We start from the raw sequence: 16,930 nt of genomic DNA on the forward strand, positions 1-16,930 counted from the left end.
TCCCCCGACGCGCTAAATCTGCTGTGCTCCGCCGCGCGGGGATCGCTGGCGGCCGGCACCCGTGACCTGACGAGTAAACGATGGCTGATTTACCGATCAACGACCTAAACGTCGCCTCTAACGAGACCCTGATCACTCCCGATCAGCTCAAGCGTGATATCCCCCTGAGCGACGCCGCCCTGCGCACCGTCACCAAGGGCCGCGAAGTCATTCGCAACATTCTCGATGGCACCGACCACCGTCTGTTCGTCGTGATCGGCCCGTGCTCGATTCACGACATCAAGGCTGCCCACGAATACGCCGATCGACTCAAGGTGCTCGCCGAGGAAGTCTCCGACACGCTGTATCTGGTCATGCGTGTGTATTTCGAGAAGCCGCGTACCACCGTCGGCTGGAAAGGTCTGATCAACGATCCGTATCTGGACGACTCGTTCAAGATCCAGGACGGTCTGCACATCGGTCGTCAGTTGCTGCTCGACCTGGCCGAGAAAGGCCTGCCGACTGCCACCGAAGCCCTCGACCCGATCTCCCCGCAGTATCTGCAGGATCTGATCAGCTGGTCGGCCATCGGCGCGCGTACCACCGAATCGCAGACTCACCGCGAAATGGCTTCCGGCCTGTCCTCGGCGGTCGGCTTCAAGAACGGCACCGATGGCGGCCTGACCGTGGCGATCAACGCCTTGCAGTCGGTGTCCAGCCCGCACCGTTTCCTCGGCATCAACCAGGAAGGTGGCGTGTCGATCGTTACCACCAAAGGCAACGCCTACGGTCACGTGGTGCTGCGCGGCGGTAATGGCAAGCCGAACTATGATTCGGTCAGCGTGGCGCTGTGCGAGCAGGCGCTGAACAAGGCGAAGATCAAGCCGAACATCATGGTCGATTGCAGCCACGCCAACTCCAACAAGGACCCGGCCCTGCAACCGCTGGTGATGGAAAACGTCGCCAACCAGATCCTCGAAGGCAACCAGTCGATCATCGGCCTGATGGTTGAGAGCCATTTGAACTGGGGCTGCCAGGCAATCCCGAAAGATCTCGCCGACCTGCAATACGGCGTGTCGGTCACCGATGCCTGCATCGATTGGTCCGCCACCGAAAACACCTTGCGCAGCATGCACGCCAAGCTCAAGGACGTATTGCCGAAGCGTCAGCGCACGTAAGCTGCGTTTTACGCGCATAAAAAAACGCCGGACATTGTCCGGCGTTTTTGTGTGTGCGGTTCAAATCTTCGCAGCGCGGCGCTGATGACGTTCCATATAGCGCTCGACGTAGGAGCATGACGGGATCACCGTGTAGCCCATTTCTTCGGCGTATTGCAGCGCGCGTTCAGTCAGCGCTGCGGCAATGCCACGGCCGCGCAGGGCGTTGGGCACGAAGGTGCGATAGATATCCAGGGTCTGCTTGCCCAGATCCATGTAGGTCAGGTAAGCACGATGACCGTCCACAGTGGTCTCGAATTGATGACCAGCCTGGTCATGGTGGATGGACAACGCCTCGCTCATCACTACTCCTCGCGGGTCTTGAATTGTGACCCCTACCTTACCGATGTTTTTCCGGCGAAGGAACATCTACGCCACCCCGTGCCTGATGGACACTGAGAAGAGCCACACCGATCTCGCGCAATCTGACACCTGCTGAATAGTAGGCACCATTGGCGAAAATGCTCAAGGTACGCTCGTCATCGGATGGTTTGCGTGCATTGGCATCGATGGTCGCAGGTTCGGCCGCAAGACAATCTTTGCGTGCCGTTTGCCTGAACATTGCCGGAATGTTGAGACTTAAGACGTGCGACCTTTTTTAAAGTCACCTGTACATCAACAAAGATACGCGAAGCGCTTCGCAGAACCTGAACAAAAGTGTGGACGAATTCATTTAGAAAGACTTTAGCCGAAGTCGCAAAAACAGCGCACGAGGGCGGGAACTTTTTCCGTTTGAGTCGCTCACGCCGGGGCTTGCAGCTGGATATTTTTTATACAGCGCAGTTAAAAGTTGCTCGAAAAAGAATCAACGCCTACAATTTTTTTTGCTTCTTGCGCTACGTCAGTTTACTTACTACAAGTAATGGGTAGTATGTACGCCGGCTATTTCCTCAATCGTGAGGAGACAGCCACTTAATTTGAAAGTCCTTGAAGGGGAACACGATGAACAACGTTCTGAAATTCTCTGCTCTGGCTCTGGCCGCAGTTCTGGCTACCGGTTGCAGCAGCGCATCGAAAGAAACCGAAGCACGTCTGACCGCTACTGAAGACGCAGCTGCTCGCTCCCAGGCTCGTGCAGACGAAGCTTACCGTAAAGCTGATGAAGCTCTGGCTGCTGCTCAAAAAGCACAACAGACTGCTGACGAAGCTAACGAGCGTGCTCTGCGCATGCTGGAAAAAGCTAGCCGCAAGTAATAATCCCTCGGGATTGTTATCGAGCCGATCCGGTTTTCCGGGTCGGCTTTTTTGTGCCCGGTGCTTTTCTCCGGGCAATAAAAAACCCGCCGACGCTGCACGCATCGGCGGGTTTCGATCAGCTCTTATTGCTGCAGGTCGATCGGTGCACTGCTCACCATTGGCGCCGAGGTATTCGGCACGGCGATCTCTACCGGCAGGCCGTCTTCGGCGGCAACCACATCACGCACCACATCCCAGTTCATGCGCAGGTTGCTGGTGATGTCTTCACGCTTGAGCATCGCGTTGATTACCGCGGTGTGCTTGTCGACTACCGACGGATTGCCCTTGTCGTCGAGCGGCGTGTGCGCTTCCAGATAGACCTTGCCGCCACTGCGACCGAACTTGTACGGGTCGTTGATGATGCGCACCGAGGTGCCGACCGGGACCATGCCGGCCATCTCCAACACGTTGTTGTTGAACATGCGAAAGCAACCATGGCTGGTGCGCATGCCGATGCCGAACTTCTTGTTCGAACCGTGGATCAGGTAGCCCGGCGTGCCGAGGGTGAACTTGAACGGCCCCAGCGGGTTATCAGGACCGGCCGGCACCACATTCGGCAGCGGATCACCGTCAGCGGCGTGTTCGGCCTTGATCGAGGCCGGAGGCGTCCACGTCGGGTTCGGTGTCTTGGCGATGATCGAGGTGTGCGCGATCGGCGAGCCCCAGCCTTCACGGCCGATACCCAGCGGGAAGGTGTACACCACGTCACGGCCTTTCGGGTAGTAATAGAGACGGTATTCGGCGAGGTTGATGACGATGCCTTCACGCGGGCCAGGCGGCAGGATGAAGCGCGTCGGCAGGACGATCTCGGTACCGGCGCCCGGCAGCCAGGCATCGATGCCCGGGTTGGCCGCAACCATTTCCGAATAACCCAGATCGTAGGTGGTACCCAGATCGGCGAAGGTGTCTTCGTACTTGGCTTTGATCACCTGCACCTGGCCGACGATGTCTTCGCCGGGTGGTGGCAAGGGAAGCTCCAATGCAGCAACGGGGCCGGCCACACACAGGGCGGCAAGTGACAGGCAGCGGGTGACGGCAGGAAAGCGCGGCAACATCCGGAAAATCCTTCGCATGATCATCAAGGGTATAAGGGCGCGATTGTACACCGCGGCTTGGGGATTCGGGGAGGTAGCACCGCTATTGGCGACAGGGTGCGTTCAAGGTGGGAGCGAGCCTGCTCGCGAAAGCAGTGTATCAGCGACCATAAATGTCGATTGATAAAACCCCTTCGCGAGCAGGCTCGCTCCCACACTTTGATCTTCAGCGCTCAGAGTTCGAAACGCAGCTCAGGCCAGATCGGCGAGGTGCCGCGCTTCTGCGATTCGAGAATCGCCCGGCACAGCGAGCACAGACGCTGATCCTGGAACACCCGCCGATCAACATTCGACCAGCGCGGTTGCGCCGGCAGCAGAGTGCCGCACAGCGTGCGATCGGCCGAGCCACCGAGTTCCAGCTGACGCGTCACCAGATGCACCCGCACTTCCTGGCAGGCGAACAGATCCAGCTGCTCGTCAGGCTCGATCAGTTGGTAGGCAAACAGGGACCAGGCAGGACGCGGCATCGGGGGCTCCAAATTAGGGGGCGCCACATTAGCCGAAAGCCTGCCTCTAGAAAAGCCTCATAACAGCGGTTTTAGCGTCGGCCAGACATTTTCCAGCAACTTGCCCTGAGCCCCGGCGGCCGGGTGCAGACCGTCGGCCTGCATCAGCTCCGGATGACCACCGACACCTTCGAGAAAAAACGGCACCAACGGGATGTTTTTCTCTTCGGCGAGCTTGCCGTAAACCTCGGCGAACGAATCGGTGTAGCGCTTGCCATAATTGGGTGGCAACTGCATGCCGAGCAGCAGCACTTTCGCGCCGCTCTGCCGCGAGCTGTCGATCATCGAGGCAAGATTTTGTTGCAATTGCGTTGGCGGCATCCCGCGCAGGCCGTCATTGCCACCCAGCTCGAGGATCACCAACTCCGGCTTATGCTCTGCAAGCAGCGCCGGCAGCCGCGCCTGGCCTCCGGCGCTGGTGTCGCCACTGATCGAGGCGTTGACCACTTTATCGTCGAAACCCTCCTGTTTGAGCCGCTGCTCGAGCAGCGACACCCACCCCAGACGGGTATCCAGGCCGAAACCGGCGCTGATACTATCGCCAACGATCAGGACAGTACCCGCCGCTGCGTTCTGGGCCATGCACATCAAGGCCAGGCCAGCACTCAAAAACCATACACGCATCGGATTCTCCATGGGCGCAAGCATTCTCACCGCGAAGAACCTCAGCAAAGTGGTCCCTAGCGCGGAAGGTGAACTGACTATCCTGCACGAACTCAGCCTGGAACTGAACAAGGGCGACAGCCTGGCCATCGTCGGCGCGTCCGGTTCCGGCAAATCCACCCTCCTCGGCCTGCTCGCCGGCCTCGACCTGCCGAGCAGCGGCGAAGTCACCCTCGCCGGCCAGGGCCTGAGCAATCTCGATGAAGACCAGCGCGCACGAATCCGCGCCGAGCACGTCGGGTTCGTCTTCCAGTCGTTCCAGTTGCTCGACAGCCTCAATGCGCTGGAAAACGTCATGCTGCCGCTCGAACTCGATGGCCGCAAAGATGCCCGCGAGCGCGCCACGCAATTGCTCCAGCGCGTCGGCCTCGGCCAGCGCCTGACCCACTCGCCGCGCCAGCTCTCCGGTGGTGAACAGCAGCGCGTGGCCATCGCCCGCGCCTTCGCTGCCGAACCGGACGTGCTGTTCGCCGACGAGCCGACCGGCAACCTCGACAGCCACACCGGCGAGCGCATCAGCGACTTGCTGTTCGAATTGAACAAGGAACGCGGCACCACCCTTGTGCTGGTGACCCACGACGAACGCCTGGCCCATCGCTGCCGGCGCCTGATCCGTCTTGAAGCCGGGCTGCTGGTCGCCCCTCTGGAGCCTTGATGGCACGTTTGCCGCTGTTGCGTCTGTTCAGTCTTGCCCTGCGCCAGCTCATGCGCGATGCCCGCGCCGGAGAATTGCGCGTGTTGTTCTTCGCGCTGGTGGTGGCCGTCGCGGCGAGCACCGCGATCGGCTACTTCGGCGCCCGCCTCAACGGCGCGATGATGCTGCGCGCGACCGAGTTTCTCGGTGCCGATCTGGTCCTTGAAGGCAGCTCGCCGGCGCGCGAGGAGCAAATCCGCAGCGGCACCGAACTGCGCCTCAATCATGCACAAGTGGTGGAGTTTTCCAGCGTCATTGCCACCGACAACGGCATTCAGTTATCCAGCATCAAAGCCGTCGACCGCGCCTATCCATTGCGTGGCGAGCTGAAGAGCGCGCCCGCGCCGTTTGCCCAGGAAGAAGTCGGCGGCGAACCGCAACCCGGTGAAGCCTGGGTCGAGGCACGTCTGTTGACCGCGCTGGATCTGAAGATAGGCGACAGCATCGACGTCGGCATGAAGACCTTGAAGCTGACCCGCGTGCTGACCTACGAGCCGGATCGCGCTGGCAACTTCTACAGCCTGACGCCACGGGTGCTTATCAACCTCGATGACCTCGCCGCCACCGGCGTGGTGCAACCCGGCAGCCGGGTGAGTTATCGGGAACTGTGGCGCGGTGAACCGCAGGCGCTGGAGACCTATCGCGAGTTGATCAAACCGGGGCTGGCTGCGAATCAGCGAATCCAGGATGCCCGTGACGGCAACCGACAGATTGGCGGCGCGCTGGGCAAGGCCGAGCGCTACCTGAACATGGCCAGTCTGGTCGCGGTGTTGTTGGCTGGCGTGGCCGTGGCGCTATCAGCCAACCGTTTCGCCAGTCGGCGTTTCGACGCCAGTGCCTTGCTGCGCTGCCTCGGCTTGTCGCGCCGGGAAACCATGGTGCTGTTCAGCCTGCAACTGACGGTGCTCGGCCTGATTGCCGCCATCAGTGGCGCCCTGCTCGGTTGGCTGGCGCAGTTGGGTCTGTTCGCCCTGCTGCATGATTTGCTGCCAAGTGACGTGCCACCGGGTGGCCTGTTTCCGGCGATGGCCGGGATTGGCACCGGGCTGGTGGCGCTGGCCGGTTTTGCCTTGCCGCCTTTGGCTGCACTGGGTCGCGTGCCGCCGCTGCGGGTATTGCGCCGCGACATGCTGCCGATCCCCTCGAGCACATGGATGGTCTACGGCGCGGCGCTGGGGGCGCTGGGCTTGATCATGTGGCGTCTCAGTCTGGATCTGCTGCTGACCTTCGCCCTCCTTGGCGGTGGCGTAGTCGCCGCGCTGGTGCTGGGCGGCCTGCTGTTGTTGCTGCTGCAAAGCCTGCGCCGCATGCTCGCCCGCGCCTCGTTGCCATGGCGTCTGGGCCTTGGCCAGTTGTTGCGGCATCCATTGGCGGCGGCCGGGCAGTCACTGGCGTTCGGTCTGATCCTGTTGTCGATGGCGCTGATCGCACTGCTGCGCGGCGAACTGCTCGACACCTGGCAAAACCAGCTACCGAAAAACGCGCCGAACTATTTCGCGCTGAATATCCTCCCGGCTGACAAGCAGGCCTTCGCCGATCACCTGATCAAGGTGTCGGCGCAAGCGGCGCCGTTGTATCCGGTGGTGCCGGGTCGGTTGATCAGCATCAATGGCGAGGCGGTGCAGCAAATCGTCAGCAAGGACTCGGCCGGTGACCGCGCCATCCAGCGTGACCTGAGCCTGACCTGGGCGGCGGATCTGCCGGCCGGCAACAAGCTCACCGCCGGCTCGTGGTGGAGCGGTCAGCCGTCCGACGACGTGCCGGGGGTTTCGGTGGAAGGCAAGGTGGCCGAAAGCCTGAAACTCAAACTCGGCGATCACATGGTATTCAGCGTCGGCGGGGTCAATCGCGAAGCGAAGGTCACCAGCCTGCGCGAGATCAACTGGGACAACTTCCAGCCGAACTTCTTCATGATCTTCCAGCCCGGCACCTTGAAGGATCTGCCGGCGACCTACCTGACCAGTTTCTACCTGGCCCCTGGGCATGATCAGCAGATCGTCGAGCTGTCGCGGACCTTCCCGGCGGTGACCATCCTGCAGGTCGAGGCCTTGCTCGAACAGCTGCGCAGCATCCTCGCTCAGGTCACCCTGGCGGTGGAATATGTGTTGTTGTTTGTTCTGGCTGCGGGGATGGCGGTGCTGTTCTCCGGCCTGCAAGCTACGCTGGATGAACGCATCCGTCAGGGTGCGCTGTTGCGCGCGCTGGGCGCCGAGCGGCAGTTGCTGATCAAGGCGCGGCGTATCGAGTTCGGTTTGTTGGGTGCGGTCAGCGGTCTGCTCGCGGCGATCGGTTCGGAGGTGGTCAGTCTGGTGCTGTACCGCTTCGCCTTCGATCTGCCATGGCATCCGCATCCATGGCTGCTGGTGCTGCCGTTGATTGGCGCCGCGCTGATTGGTGGCGCCGGTGTGTTCGGCACTCGCCGGGCGCTGAACGCCAGCCCGCTGACAGTGTTGCGCGAGGGTTGATAGACTCACGCGGTCTTAATCACAAGAAGTCGCCATGAGCCGTTATCGCCCTCCCCGCACCGCCGGCACCGCGCTGATCACCCCCGAGGGTGAAGCGCGGATGCGCGCCGAATTCCATGAGTTGTGGCATGTACGTCGCCCGCAGGTCACCCAGGCGGTGAGTGAAGCGGCGGCGCAGGGCGATCGTTCGGAAAACGCCGAGTACACCTACGGCAAAAAGATGCTGCGCGAAATCGACAGTCGCGTGCGTTTTCTCACCAAACGCCTGGAAGCGCTCAAGGTAGTCAGCGAAAAACCCAGCGATCCAAACAAGGTGTATTTCGGCGCCTGGGTGACCATCGAAGACGAAGACGGCAAGCAATCGCGCTACCGCATCGTCGGCCCTGATGAACTGGACCTCAAACTCGGCTTGATCAGCATCGACTCGCCGCTGGCCCGCGCGCTGATCGGCAAGGCACTCGACGCGGAAGTGCGGGTGCAAACGCCGACCGGCGAGCAGTTCGTTTACATCGTTGCGATTGAATACCCGTAAGACTGATCAGCGCCGAGTGATCAGGCCCTGCCGTGCAACGCGGGTCAGTTGCTTGATCATCTCCGGCGCATCTTCTGCGCTCGGCGCCTGAATCACCGCCAGATCGAAGCTGTCCGTAGCGAAACGCGCCAGCGACTCGCCGTCATCGACAAACTGGATCAGGAACGCGGCAGGACCGCCGCTGCGACGTGGCCAGCCATCGAGATAACGCAACAGCGTCGGCTGGTGTTTGCCGCCAAGAAGAATTTTCGGGTTGCGCTGGGTGACATGTGCCGTGATCGGCGCGGGACGTGCAGGAGGGCGTAATGCGTTCATCGTGTCGTGTCTCTGCCTCAAAAGTCTGCATGGCAGGTGAGAGGCAACACCGAACCAGCGCTTTAGCGGTATTTCGAAGCCCTGTTCCGGCTTCTGACGGTAACTGTAGAAGTCACCTGGCGCCCCGCAAGTAGCTGTTTAAATCGGCGCATGGGCAACATCCTAGAGAACGTGACCGATCAGTGTCAAGAATCCCCCGCAACAAAAAAAGGCCCGCGCAATGCGGGCCTTTGCCTTGAGCCAGAGCCTTCAACTGGCGATGGCGCGATCCGCCGAGAGCTTGCCGGCACCTTCGATCAGTACCGCGATGCTGCCGGCCAGCAGAGCCAGAGCAAACTCATAACCGTTGTTGGCCATGAACAAACCGTTACCGATGTGCACCGAGAAGATCGCCACCAGCGAGAGGAACGCCAGACCGAGTGCCGCCGGGCGTGCCAGCAGGCCGATGATCAGCGCCAGACCGGCGAAGAACTCGGTACCGCCGGCCAGCGAGGCCATCAGATAGCCCGGGGTCAGGCCGATGCTTTCCATCCATTGCGCGGTGCCGGCCAGGCCGTAACCACCGAACAGACCAAAGAGTTTCTGCGAACCGTGGGCGGCGAAGATCACGCCGACAGCAATGCGCAGGACAGTCAGGCCGTAACCGGCGCGGGTGAACAGAACCTTGTTGATCAGAGAGCTCATGGTGCATTCCTTGTTGTGCAGAAGTGTTTGTGTGTTTGGGTTGGTCGCCATATTAATCAGTTTATTTCATGTTTAAAGCGCAAATATTTCGCCATAACAATCGAATTTTTAGATTATTTACGTGTGACCACTTTCTGCTGCCGGGGCTCGAGCGACTCACGCTCCCGGTCGAATGCCAGGTAATACTTGTTCACGCTATTAACATAGCTGACGGCGCCCATCCCCACCTGCTCCATGGCAATGCGCTCCACCTGGAAGAACCACTGGTTGGGATTGAGACCACGGCGGCGGGCTTCGGCGCGCATGCCCTGCACGCGCTCGGGCCCGATGTTGTAAGCGGCGAGGGTGAACGCCATGCGCTCACGCTCGTTGAGTTTCGGGCTGCTGAAGAACTTGCGGCGGATCATCGCCAGGTACTTGGCGCCGGCCTGCACATTCGCATCGAGATTCTGGATATTGCTCACGCCGACCCGTTGCGCGGCGGACGGGGTGATCTGCATCAGCCCGGTCGGGCCGCTGCCGCTGCGAGCGTTGGGCTGCAGACGCGATTCCTTGAACGCCAGCGCCGCCAGATTGAGCCAGTCCATGTTTTGCGCGTCGGCATGCTTCTGCAGGGTCGGACGGAGTTTTTCCAGACGCTGACGATCGGCCTTGGCCAGCGGATTGTGTACTTGATACAGGCGTCGATAGATGCGCAGGAACGCGGCGTCTTCGTCCGACGGTCTCTTGTAACCAGTGAGGAAGCGATCGATGCTCGCGCGTAACATCGACGCATCACGCCGCACGAACCAATGTTCTTCCCCCGGCTCGCCGAGGCTCAGTTGCCGATCGAGACGCAGCTTCGGCAAGATCTTGCCCCAGCGCTCGGCAATCGGTTGCTCGACGATGGTCAGGTGGAAAATCCCGCCCTGGACCATCTCCAGCACATCTTCGACCGCCAGCGTCGGATCGACCCACTCGATATTGATCGGCGCCAGTTTGTGCAGCGCCAGTTTCTGGTTGAGCTGACTGACCACCTCCCCCGCCGCACTACCGGTGGGCAAGGCCAGGGTCTTGCCGGACAGTTGCTCGACCTTGGTGTAACGGCGCTGGCCCTTGATGCCGACCAGCACCAGCGGCACGTTGCTGGCAATCGGCTCACTGCTGGCCACTGCATAGCCCGATGGCAGATCGAGCAGTTCACCGGGAGCGACCATGTCGCCTTCGCCGCGCTGCAAAGCGCCGAGCAATTGATCCTTGGCTTTGGGAATGATTTTGAGGGTGACTTCCTGGCCGTCGCGAGCATGGCCATTGAGGTATTGCTCGAACGCGCGCAGTCGGTGGTACTCGACACCGATGGCCTGACCCTGGACCTCGCCGGAGCTGTTGCGGCTCTGATTGACCAACACCCGCAACACGCGGCTGCTGCGAATGTCCGAGAGGTCGCGAACCTTGCTCGCCGGCACGGCTTGCAGCGGCCCGGGCAGGCGCGCGACCGCCGTCATCGGCAGCAGCAGCGCAGCACACAACAGCAGCAGAACCGAGGGACGATGCATCCACTCTCCGAAAAGAATACGGGGCTATTCGTCGCAAAAGGGACGACATCACCGACGAAAACAGAGCGCTTTGAGCGCTGATAAAGTGCGAGAGACTGGCACAGTGATGGCATCGTCGCCACCCCGGAGTTCTTCGCGGCCTCAACAGACAGCCATAAGTCTTTGTAGTTCTTGGCTTTTCTTATAAATCTACAGCTCTGATATGCTTTCCGGCCTTCGGCCCGAGGTAGCACCATGCAACTCATCGATATCGGCGTCAACCTGACCAACCCCAGTTTCGCCGACAAACACCAGGCCTTGCTCGACCGCGCCTATGCCGCAGGCGTCTGCCAACTGGTGCTGACTGGCACCAGCGTCGAGGGCAGCGAGCAGGCGCTGGAACTGTGCCAGCAACTGGATGAAAGCGGCCAACGGCTGTTCGCCACCGCCGGTATTCACCCGCATTCGGCTAGCGACTGGAACGCTGACAGTGCCCGTTGTCTGCGCAGTCTGTTGAACGAATCCAGCGTCGTCGCGGTGGGCGAATGCGGGCTGGATTTCAACCGCGACTTCTCCCCGCGCCCGCAACAGGAAAAGGTCCTGGAAGAACACCTGGCGCTGGCCGTCGAGCTGCAATTGCCGGTGTTCCTGCACGAGCGCGATGCCAGCCAGCGCCTGCTGGAGATCCTCAAGGACTTCCGCGATCAACTGCCGGCGGCGGTGGTGCACTGCTTCACTGGCGAGCAAAAGGCCTTGTTCAGCTACCTCGATCTGGATCTGCACATCGGCATCACCGGCTGGATCTGCGACGAACGCCGGGGCACGCATCTGCATCCGCTGGTCAAAGAGATCAAAGCGGGACGGCTGATGCTGGAAAGCGACGCGCCATATCTGCTGCCGCGCACGTTGCGGCCGAAGCCGAAAAACGGCCGCAATGAGCCGGCGTATCTGAGCGAAGTGCTGCGCGAGGTGGCGTTGCATCGCGGCGAGACCGAGGAAGCGCTGGCCGCACATACCACCGCGTGTGCCCGGGCGTTTTTTAAACTCCCCATTCTCATCTGACTGCACACGTCCCCTGTGGGAGCGAGCCTGCTCGCGAAGGCGGTGGATCAGCTACAAATGGGCTGAAGGACGCAGCGCTTTCGCGAGCAGGCTCGCTCCCACAATAGATCTCGGCATCTGTTGATTCATATCAAAACTCCCAAATCTGCATAGCGGCACAATAATGGCACCTTGCCAAAACTGTTTCCGCTATCAGAGAAGACCTCCATGGGTGCCTGGCTTAGCAACATCTCGCTGAAATACAAATTCTGGGCGGTCAACGCGGTCGCCTTTGTCACCACCCTGCTGCTGGTGCTGTACGCCGTACATCTCGAACAACAGGCCCGCAGCCACGCCGCGCAGGTGTCCGCGCAGGCGCAGGCGCAGTTGCTCAAGGCCTGGCCGACCGGGCAAGCTTTGCCCAAATCCGCCCAGGTGCTGACCTTCAAGCGCGGTGAAGCGCCGCGTCTCAACGATCAACCGCTACTGGAAATCAGCGGCAGCAACGGCTGGAACGCCACCAATGAAATGCCGCTGTTTGGCGAGAATCCGTTGATCGGCGCCGAAGTGTTCAGCCGTGCCGACGGCGAGCAAGTGGCGGTCATCGCCTACGCCCCGAGCCTGAACCAGGTGTTCAGCGAGCGTTTCGCCAACTATGCGCTGGCGGTATTCATCCTGATGCTGGCGATGCTCGGTGCCTCGCAATTGTTGATCCGCTTTCTGCTCAGCCAGCTCAACACGTTGAAAGACGTGATGCTGCACGTTGAAAAAACCGGCGATCTTTCTGCTCGTGTGCCGCTGGTGGGCAAGGACGAAGTCGGGCAGATGGCCAATGCCTTCAACGCCATGCAGGCCGGCTATCAACGCGTCGTAACCACCGTTGCCAGCACCGCGCGACAACTGGATGACGGCGCTGCGCGGCTGGCCTCGAGCATGAATGATGTGCGCCACGGCATGCTCGGCCAGCAAAGCGAAACCGACCAGGCTGCCACCGCGATCAACGAAATGACCGCCACCGTTTATCACATCGCGCAACACGCCGGCGCCACCCGCGATCTGTCGAAAACCGCCGATGGTCTCGCTGGAAGCGGTCAGCAGGTGGTGGCGCGCGTGCAGCAATCGATTGCCGGGTTGTCCAGCGGCGTGCAGCAGACGGCAGAAATGATTCAACGCCTGGCCGAGGACAGTCAGAAGATCAACGGCGTGGTCAGCGTGATTCACAGCATTGCCGAACAGACCAATCTGCTCGCGCTCAACGCGGCGATCGAAGCCGCGCGCGCCGGGGAGATGGGTCGCGGCTTTGCCGTGGTCGCCGATGAAGTGCGCAACCTCGCCAAGCGCGTGCAGGCGTCCACCGACGAGATCACCAGCATGATCGCCGCGTTGCAGGCCGGCACCCGCGATGCGGTGGATTTCATGCAGGAGAGTTCTTACAAGGCCGACGACTGCGTGCAGCAGGCGCAGGAGGCTGGCGCGGCGCTGGCGGAAATCACCGGAGCGGTGGCGCAGATGCGCGAAAGCAACACGCAGATTGCCGTGGCGGCGGAACAGCAGAGTCAGGTCGCCGAGGAGATGAACCGGGCGGTGGTGAGTATTCGTGACGTGACCGAGAACACCGTGCAGCAGACGGTGGATTCGGCGACCACCAGTAATGAGCTGGCGACGTTGGCCGGGGCGTTGAACAAGGCGATAGGTCAGTTGAAATTGTGAGTCCGCTTTCGCGAGCAGGCTCGCTCCCACATGCACCATTGAATCAATGTGGGAGCGAGCCTGCTCGCGAAGGCGTCAGAGGCATCTACATCGAATCCTGCGATGACGGCTATCACTTCAATAGCCAACCTTGATTCGCCGCCCTCCGCGCCCGGGCCTATTCTTCAAGCATGTGTTCAACATGGATCGAGGAGTAGCAAACATGGGCAAACGTCACCCCAACCTTCCCGCGTGGCAATGGCGCGCTTACCCGGGCAACCATCAGCATCCGACCAATCTGGTCCTGCACCTGATTGCCGTGCCGCTGTTCATCGTGGCGTTTCTGCTGATCGTGTCGGGGGTGTTCAGCCTGAGCCTGGCCAGCGTCGCCATCGGCGTGATCGGTATCGTCGCGGCGCTGGGTCTGCAGCGCCACGGCCACGGTCTGGAGGCGCAAGCCTCCGAGCCGTTCAGTGATCGCAAAGATGCCGTGTCACGTTTGCTGGTCGAGCAGTTTCTGACCTTTCCGCGGTTCTTCCTCAGCGGTGGCTGGTGGCGCGCCTGGCGTGAGCGCCACCGTCGGCATTGAGTCAGGCGAAGATCGTCACGGTCTGCCGACTCATGGCAATCAACTCCCCTTTCGCACTCCACAACTTCGCGGCGACATGGCCGTAGCCGTCGGCCGCGTATTCGATGTCGGCCAGGTATTGGCACCAGTCCAGCGTGCTCAGGTCCTGTAACGGCTGCACGAATTCGATGGTCCAGGTCAGCGTGCTACCCGGTGCCGGTTTCTTCAGATACGGCAACAGCGCCGGCGGCCAAGCATCCACCAGCGCCAGCAGATGCGCCTCGTTGACCGGCTCCTCTTTGACATCCCCACGCAACCGCACCCAGCCGCCCATCAAGCGCGAGGCCGTGCCGGAGAACGGAATACCGCCGACGCTCCAGCGCATCGCCAGATGGCGCATGAATTCCGGGGTCACGCCTTTGATGTACGGCAGCTCCTGGCACTCGTCCCAGTGTTTGATGGTGGGCGCCGGATAGGCTGCGACGGCGACTTCCGAAGGCCGCGAGGCACCGAAGCTGCCCTGAATGATCGTCACCACTTGGCCATTTTGCATGGCGCGGCCCAACACCTGGCTGACGGCTTTGCCTTCACGCAGCACGTCGACTTCGAAACTCACCGGCACTTCCGGCTCGACCGGGCCGACAAAGGTAATCGCCAGCGAACGCACCGGGCGCTCCGTCGGCACCCTCGCGCGCATGGCTTCAAATTGCAGCGCGGCCACCAGCCCGCCAAAACTGGCCCGGCCCTGCCCCCATTCGGCGGGGATGGTCACTTCAGGTTGTTGGCGGACAGCATCGAGCAGATCGCAAAAGCGCATGACAACCTCGGAAAACGAGAAAGGAATGCGCGGATCTTACCCAGCCCCGGGCGGCGGCGCAGCGTCTATTCCGGTCAAATGGGCTGACAGATAGGCCTTGGCCCGATTCCTTCAAGCGACAAATCACCTTGTGGGAGCGAGCCTGCTCGCGAAAGCGGTCGATCAGTCGACAACGATTGCGACTGACACGGCCTCTTCGCGAGCAGGCTCGCTCCCACAGGGGAACAGAGCCATCTTCAGGAGTGTTTGAAACACGTCGCGCTGAGCTTTTCCAGCACTTGATCGGCTTTCAGCTCTGCCTTGATCAACCCTGCCTGCCAGGTGGCCACGCACGGTTGCAGATCGGCTTCCTGCTCGGCGCGGGCCAGCCATTGCCAGCAATCGTGCCAGTCGCCCAGCGCGCCTTGCGCCGATTTCAGGCGTTTGTAAGCCGGTTTCGGCAAGCGATCCAGCTCGGGATAGGCTTCGATGCCATAGCGCACGCGCTTGATCAGCAGGCGCAGACGATGGCGGTCATGGGCGGGATCGTGCAGCGCCGCATCGAGTTTCTGCCATTGTTTGCCCAGGCGTTTTTCGATGCGTTTATCCAGATCCTTGAGCAGCCCCTGACGCTGGGACGCGCGCAAAAATCGTGGAAACGCGTCGAGAATCATCAGCAGCGAAGCCAGTTCCGCACTCGCCGCCAGCGCCGGATACGCCTCGGCCATTTGCGCCAGACGCCGCTGTGCAGCCTCGGGTTGATCATGCTCGAGCAGATACGCCGCCAGCACTTCGCGATCACGCCACGGCGTGGTCAGATCACCCACTGCCGAAGCCGCCGCCTCCAGTTGCTCGACACCCGGCAAGCCGCGCAACGGCCGCAACAGACTGCGCAACCGCCGCACCGTAGTGCGCAAATCATGCAACGCCTCCGGATCAGTGCGCGCAGTCAAGCGCGCCTGACATGCCAGCAGCCGCACATCCAGGCTCAACACATGAGCCACCAAGCGATCGATCATGGGGGTCTACTCCGTAGGACAGCTTCAAGTTGCAAGCTACAAGCTTCAAGCTGAACGCGGTCGCTTTAAGCTTGCCGCTTGCAGCTAGAAGCTTGCAGCTGCTTTTTTAACGTCCTGCGCGGGATTCGCGGATGTAGAAGCGGGCTTTTTCGGCCTTCTTGCTGCAGCCTTCGAAGCCTTCGAATTGTTGCTGGGTCTTGGCGGCGGTCAGCAGCGACAGCGCTTTGGAATAGCTGACGGTGCCGGCGAAGCCTTCAGCCTTGGCCAGGTCCAGTTCGTGCCAGGCCGCGTCGAGTTGGCTGCCGCAGCTGTCGCGGTACGCGGTTTTGCCGGCGCAACCGGCCAGAACCAGAGCCATCAACGGTACACAGATCCAGGCTTTCATCACTCACACCTCAAGGTAGGTCAACAGTCGTGCAGGTAAGACGGTCAAGCGGCGAAAAAGTGCCTCGCTGACCGGTCAAACCACGTGGCGCAGAGCATAGCGCGCAAGCGTGCGCCGCGAACGAAAAACGACGTCACCGCTTCGCGCAACGACCTTGGCGATTGAGCCGCTTGGCCGATGCGTGCATTGTGCAGGCTTGTCGGGAGGAAGTTTGATGAAAAAGCGTGTCGCACTGGTGCTGGGCTCCGGTGGCGCCCGGGGCTATGCCCATATCGGCGTTATCGAAGAAATTGAAAAACGCGGCTACGACATCGCCTGCATTGCCGGTTGTTCGATGGGCGCGGTGGTCGGCGGGATCTATGCCGCCGGCAAACTGGATGAGTACCGGCGCTGGATCGAAAGCCTCGATTACCTCGACGTGCTGCGCCTGGTTGATGTGAGTTTTCGTCTCGGCGCGATTCGCGGCGAAAAGGTCTTCGGGCAGATTCGCAAGATCGTCGGCGAGATCAACATCGAAGACCTGCGCATCCCCT

19 protein-coding genes are annotated in these 16,930 nt (G+C 61.1%); 9 read left to right on the plus strand and 10 right to left on the minus strand.

Going from position 1 to position 16,930, the window contains the following annotated elements; all coding sequences use genetic code 11:
- The first annotated feature begins 80 nt into the window (after positions 1 to 80).
- A complete protein-coding gene (locus D8U70_RS16500; protein WP_130929314.1) occupies positions 81 to 1,157 on the plus strand; it encodes a 3-deoxy-7-phosphoheptulonate synthase in 1,077 nt (358 codons plus the stop codon).
- A 60-nt stretch (positions 1,158 to 1,217) separates the two neighbouring features.
- On the opposite strand, the gene D8U70_RS16505 is transcribed toward D8U70_RS16500, so the two are convergent.
- Positions 1,218 to 1,499, minus strand: a complete 282-nt coding sequence (locus D8U70_RS16505; RefSeq protein WP_016770879.1) for a GNAT family N-acetyltransferase — start codon at positions 1,497 to 1,499, stop codon at positions 1,218 to 1,220.
- A 639-nt stretch (positions 1,500 to 2,138) separates the two neighbouring features.
- Between D8U70_RS16505 and oprI the strand changes: the two genes are divergently transcribed.
- Positions 2,139 to 2,390 (plus strand): outer membrane lipoprotei OprI, encoded by a 252-nt coding sequence (gene oprI, locus D8U70_RS16510; RefSeq protein ID WP_003183784.1) that lies wholly within the window; start codon positions 2,139 to 2,141, stop codon positions 2,388 to 2,390.
- Positions 2,391 to 2,515: 125 nt separating this feature from the next.
- On the opposite strand, the gene D8U70_RS16515 is transcribed toward oprI, so the two are convergent.
- The 3 genes from D8U70_RS16515 to D8U70_RS16525 all read right to left on the minus strand — a co-directional run bounded on the left by D8U70_RS16515 (position 2,516) and on the right by D8U70_RS16525 (position 4,656).
- Positions 2,516 to 3,487, minus strand: coding sequence for a L,D-transpeptidase family protein (locus D8U70_RS16515; protein WP_024013783.1), 972 nt, complete (start codon positions 3,485 to 3,487; stop codon positions 2,516 to 2,518).
- A 212-nt stretch (positions 3,488 to 3,699) separates the two neighbouring features.
- Positions 3,700 to 3,993, minus strand: a complete 294-nt coding sequence (locus tag D8U70_RS16520) for a hypothetical protein (RefSeq protein WP_016770881.1) — start codon at positions 3,991 to 3,993, stop codon at positions 3,700 to 3,702.
- A gap of 57 nt (positions 3,994 to 4,050) precedes the next feature.
- Positions 4,051 to 4,656: an arylesterase gene (locus D8U70_RS16525; RefSeq protein WP_162999803.1), complete on the minus strand. Its 606-nt coding sequence runs from the start codon at positions 4,654 to 4,656 to the stop codon at positions 4,051 to 4,053.
- Positions 4,657 to 4,666: 10 nt separating this feature from the next.
- Between D8U70_RS16525 and D8U70_RS16530 the strand changes: the two genes are divergently transcribed.
- From D8U70_RS16530 to greB, 3 genes are read left to right on the plus strand one after another with little or no spacing between them, the layout of a single operon-like run.
- The gene (locus D8U70_RS16530; RefSeq protein WP_016770883.1) at positions 4,667 to 5,350 is read left to right on the plus strand and encodes an ABC transporter ATP-binding protein; all 684 of its coding nucleotides are present in this window, start codon (positions 4,667 to 4,669) and stop codon (positions 5,348 to 5,350) included.
- A complete protein-coding gene (locus D8U70_RS16535) occupies positions 5,350 to 7,854 on the plus strand; it encodes an ABC transporter permease (protein ID WP_130929315.1) in 2,505 nt (834 codons plus the stop codon). The genes D8U70_RS16530 and D8U70_RS16535 overlap by 1 nt, the downstream gene beginning before the upstream one ends.
- 34 nt (positions 7,855 to 7,888) lie before the next feature.
- Positions 7,889 to 8,386 carry a transcription elongation factor GreB gene (greB, locus tag D8U70_RS16540; RefSeq protein WP_016770885.1) on the plus strand — a complete coding sequence of 166 codons (498 nt, stop codon included), beginning with the start codon at positions 7,889 to 7,891 and terminating at the stop codon, positions 8,384 to 8,386.
- Positions 8,387 to 8,392: 6 nt separating this feature from the next.
- Here greB and D8U70_RS16545 read toward each other — a convergent pair whose 3' ends face one another.
- The 3 genes from D8U70_RS16545 to D8U70_RS16555 form a co-directional block, all read right to left on the minus strand.
- Positions 8,393 to 8,701: a hypothetical protein gene (locus D8U70_RS16545; protein ID WP_041478394.1), complete on the minus strand. Its 309-nt coding sequence runs from the start codon at positions 8,699 to 8,701 to the stop codon at positions 8,393 to 8,395.
- Positions 8,702 to 8,950: 249 nt separating this feature from the next.
- Complete coding sequence (locus tag D8U70_RS16550) at positions 8,951 to 9,385, minus strand: DoxX family protein (RefSeq protein WP_130929316.1); 435 nt, start codon at positions 9,383 to 9,385, stop codon at positions 8,951 to 8,953.
- A gap of 113 nt (positions 9,386 to 9,498) precedes the next feature.
- A complete protein-coding gene (locus D8U70_RS16555) occupies positions 9,499 to 10,920 on the minus strand; it encodes a transglycosylase SLT domain-containing protein (protein ID WP_041478391.1) in 1,422 nt (473 codons plus the stop codon).
- 234 nt (positions 10,921 to 11,154) lie between these two features.
- On the opposite strand from D8U70_RS16555, the gene D8U70_RS16560 reads away from it, so the two are divergent.
- The 3 genes from D8U70_RS16560 to D8U70_RS16570 all read left to right on the plus strand — a co-directional run bounded on the left by D8U70_RS16560 (position 11,155) and on the right by D8U70_RS16570 (position 14,218).
- Positions 11,155 to 11,961 (plus strand): TatD family hydrolase, encoded by an 807-nt coding sequence (locus D8U70_RS16560; RefSeq protein ID WP_130929317.1) that lies wholly within the window; start codon positions 11,155 to 11,157, stop codon positions 11,959 to 11,961.
- Positions 11,962 to 12,168: 207 nt separating this feature from the next.
- A complete protein-coding gene (locus D8U70_RS16565; protein ID WP_130929318.1) occupies positions 12,169 to 13,650 on the plus strand; it encodes a methyl-accepting chemotaxis protein in 1,482 nt (493 codons plus the stop codon).
- Positions 13,651 to 13,852: 202 nt separating this feature from the next.
- The gene (locus D8U70_RS16570; protein WP_041478386.1) at positions 13,853 to 14,218 is read left to right on the plus strand and encodes an Mpo1-like protein; all 366 of its coding nucleotides are present in this window, start codon (positions 13,853 to 13,855) and stop codon (positions 14,216 to 14,218) included.
- Between the two features lies 1 nt (position 14,219).
- Here the strand turns inward: D8U70_RS16570 and D8U70_RS16575 are convergent, their stop codons facing one another.
- The 3 genes from D8U70_RS16575 to D8U70_RS16590 all read right to left on the minus strand — a co-directional run bounded on the left by D8U70_RS16575 (position 14,220) and on the right by D8U70_RS16590 (position 16,397).
- Positions 14,220 to 15,014 carry a thioesterase family protein gene (locus D8U70_RS16575; RefSeq protein WP_130929319.1) on the minus strand — a complete coding sequence of 265 codons (795 nt, stop codon included), beginning with the start codon at positions 15,012 to 15,014 and terminating at the stop codon, positions 14,220 to 14,222.
- 236 nt (positions 15,015 to 15,250) lie between these two features.
- Positions 15,251 to 16,012, minus strand: a complete 762-nt coding sequence (locus tag D8U70_RS16585) for a CHAD domain-containing protein (RefSeq protein ID WP_122507532.1) — start codon at positions 16,010 to 16,012, stop codon at positions 15,251 to 15,253.
- A gap of 106 nt (positions 16,013 to 16,118) precedes the next feature.
- Entirely contained in the window at positions 16,119 to 16,397 is a 279-nt protein-coding gene (locus tag D8U70_RS16590; RefSeq protein WP_016770894.1) for a hypothetical protein, read from the minus strand.
- Between the two features lie 214 nt (positions 16,398 to 16,611).
- On the opposite strand from D8U70_RS16590, the gene D8U70_RS16595 reads away from it, so the two are divergent.
- On the plus strand, positions 16,612 to 16,930 hold a 319-nt coding region (locus D8U70_RS16595; RefSeq protein ID WP_177433975.1), incomplete at its 3' end, for a patatin-like phospholipase family protein.

It is taken from the genome of Pseudomonas sp. Sample_20 (assembly GCF_004307585.1).
Lineage (GTDB): Bacteria > Pseudomonadota > Gammaproteobacteria > Pseudomonadales > Pseudomonadaceae > Aquipseudomonas > Aquipseudomonas atacamensis.

Excerpts from the sequence above, each read along its gene's own strand:
- D8U70_RS16500 (WP_130929314.1), top strand. The coding sequence starts at position 81 with ATGGCTGATTTACCGATCAACGACCTAAACGTCGCCTCTAACGAGACC.
- D8U70_RS16505 (WP_016770879.1), bottom strand. The coding sequence starts at position 1,499 with ATGAGCGAGGCGTTGTCCATCCACCATGACCAGGCTGGTCATCAATTC.
- oprI (WP_003183784.1), top strand. The coding sequence starts at position 2,139 with ATGAACAACGTTCTGAAATTCTCTGCTCTGGCTCTGGCCGCAGTTCTG.
- D8U70_RS16515 (WP_024013783.1), bottom strand. The coding sequence starts at position 3,487 with ATGTTGCCGCGCTTTCCTGCCGTCACCCGCTGCCTGTCACTTGCCGCC.
- D8U70_RS16520 (WP_016770881.1), bottom strand. The coding sequence starts at position 3,993 with ATGCCGCGTCCTGCCTGGTCCCTGTTTGCCTACCAACTGATCGAGCCT.
- D8U70_RS16525 (WP_162999803.1), bottom strand. The coding sequence starts at position 4,656 with ATGCGTGTATGGTTTTTGAGTGCTGGCCTGGCCTTGATGTGCATGGCC.
- D8U70_RS16530 (WP_016770883.1), top strand. The coding sequence starts at position 4,667 with ATGGGCGCAAGCATTCTCACCGCGAAGAACCTCAGCAAAGTGGTCCCT.
- D8U70_RS16535 (WP_130929315.1), top strand. The coding sequence starts at position 5,350 with ATGGCACGTTTGCCGCTGTTGCGTCTGTTCAGTCTTGCCCTGCGCCAG.
- greB (WP_016770885.1), top strand. The coding sequence starts at position 7,889 with ATGAGCCGTTATCGCCCTCCCCGCACCGCCGGCACCGCGCTGATCACC.
- D8U70_RS16545 (WP_041478394.1), bottom strand. The coding sequence starts at position 8,701 with ATGAACGCATTACGCCCTCCTGCACGTCCCGCGCCGATCACGGCACAT.
- D8U70_RS16550 (WP_130929316.1), bottom strand. The coding sequence starts at position 9,385 with ATGAGCTCTCTGATCAACAAGGTTCTGTTCACCCGCGCCGGTTACGGC.
- D8U70_RS16555 (WP_041478391.1), bottom strand. The coding sequence starts at position 10,920 with ATGCATCGTCCCTCGGTTCTGCTGCTGTTGTGTGCTGCGCTGCTGCTG.
- D8U70_RS16560 (WP_130929317.1), top strand. The coding sequence starts at position 11,155 with ATGCAACTCATCGATATCGGCGTCAACCTGACCAACCCCAGTTTCGCC.
- D8U70_RS16565 (WP_130929318.1), top strand. The coding sequence starts at position 12,169 with ATGGGTGCCTGGCTTAGCAACATCTCGCTGAAATACAAATTCTGGGCG.
- D8U70_RS16570 (WP_041478386.1), top strand. The coding sequence starts at position 13,853 with ATGGGCAAACGTCACCCCAACCTTCCCGCGTGGCAATGGCGCGCTTAC.
- D8U70_RS16575 (WP_130929319.1), bottom strand. The coding sequence starts at position 15,014 with ATGCGCTTTTGCGATCTGCTCGATGCTGTCCGCCAACAACCTGAAGTG.
- D8U70_RS16585 (WP_122507532.1), bottom strand. The coding sequence starts at position 16,012 with ATGATCGATCGCTTGGTGGCTCATGTGTTGAGCCTGGATGTGCGGCTG.
- D8U70_RS16590 (WP_016770894.1), bottom strand. The coding sequence starts at position 16,397 with ATGAAAGCCTGGATCTGTGTACCGTTGATGGCTCTGGTTCTGGCCGGT.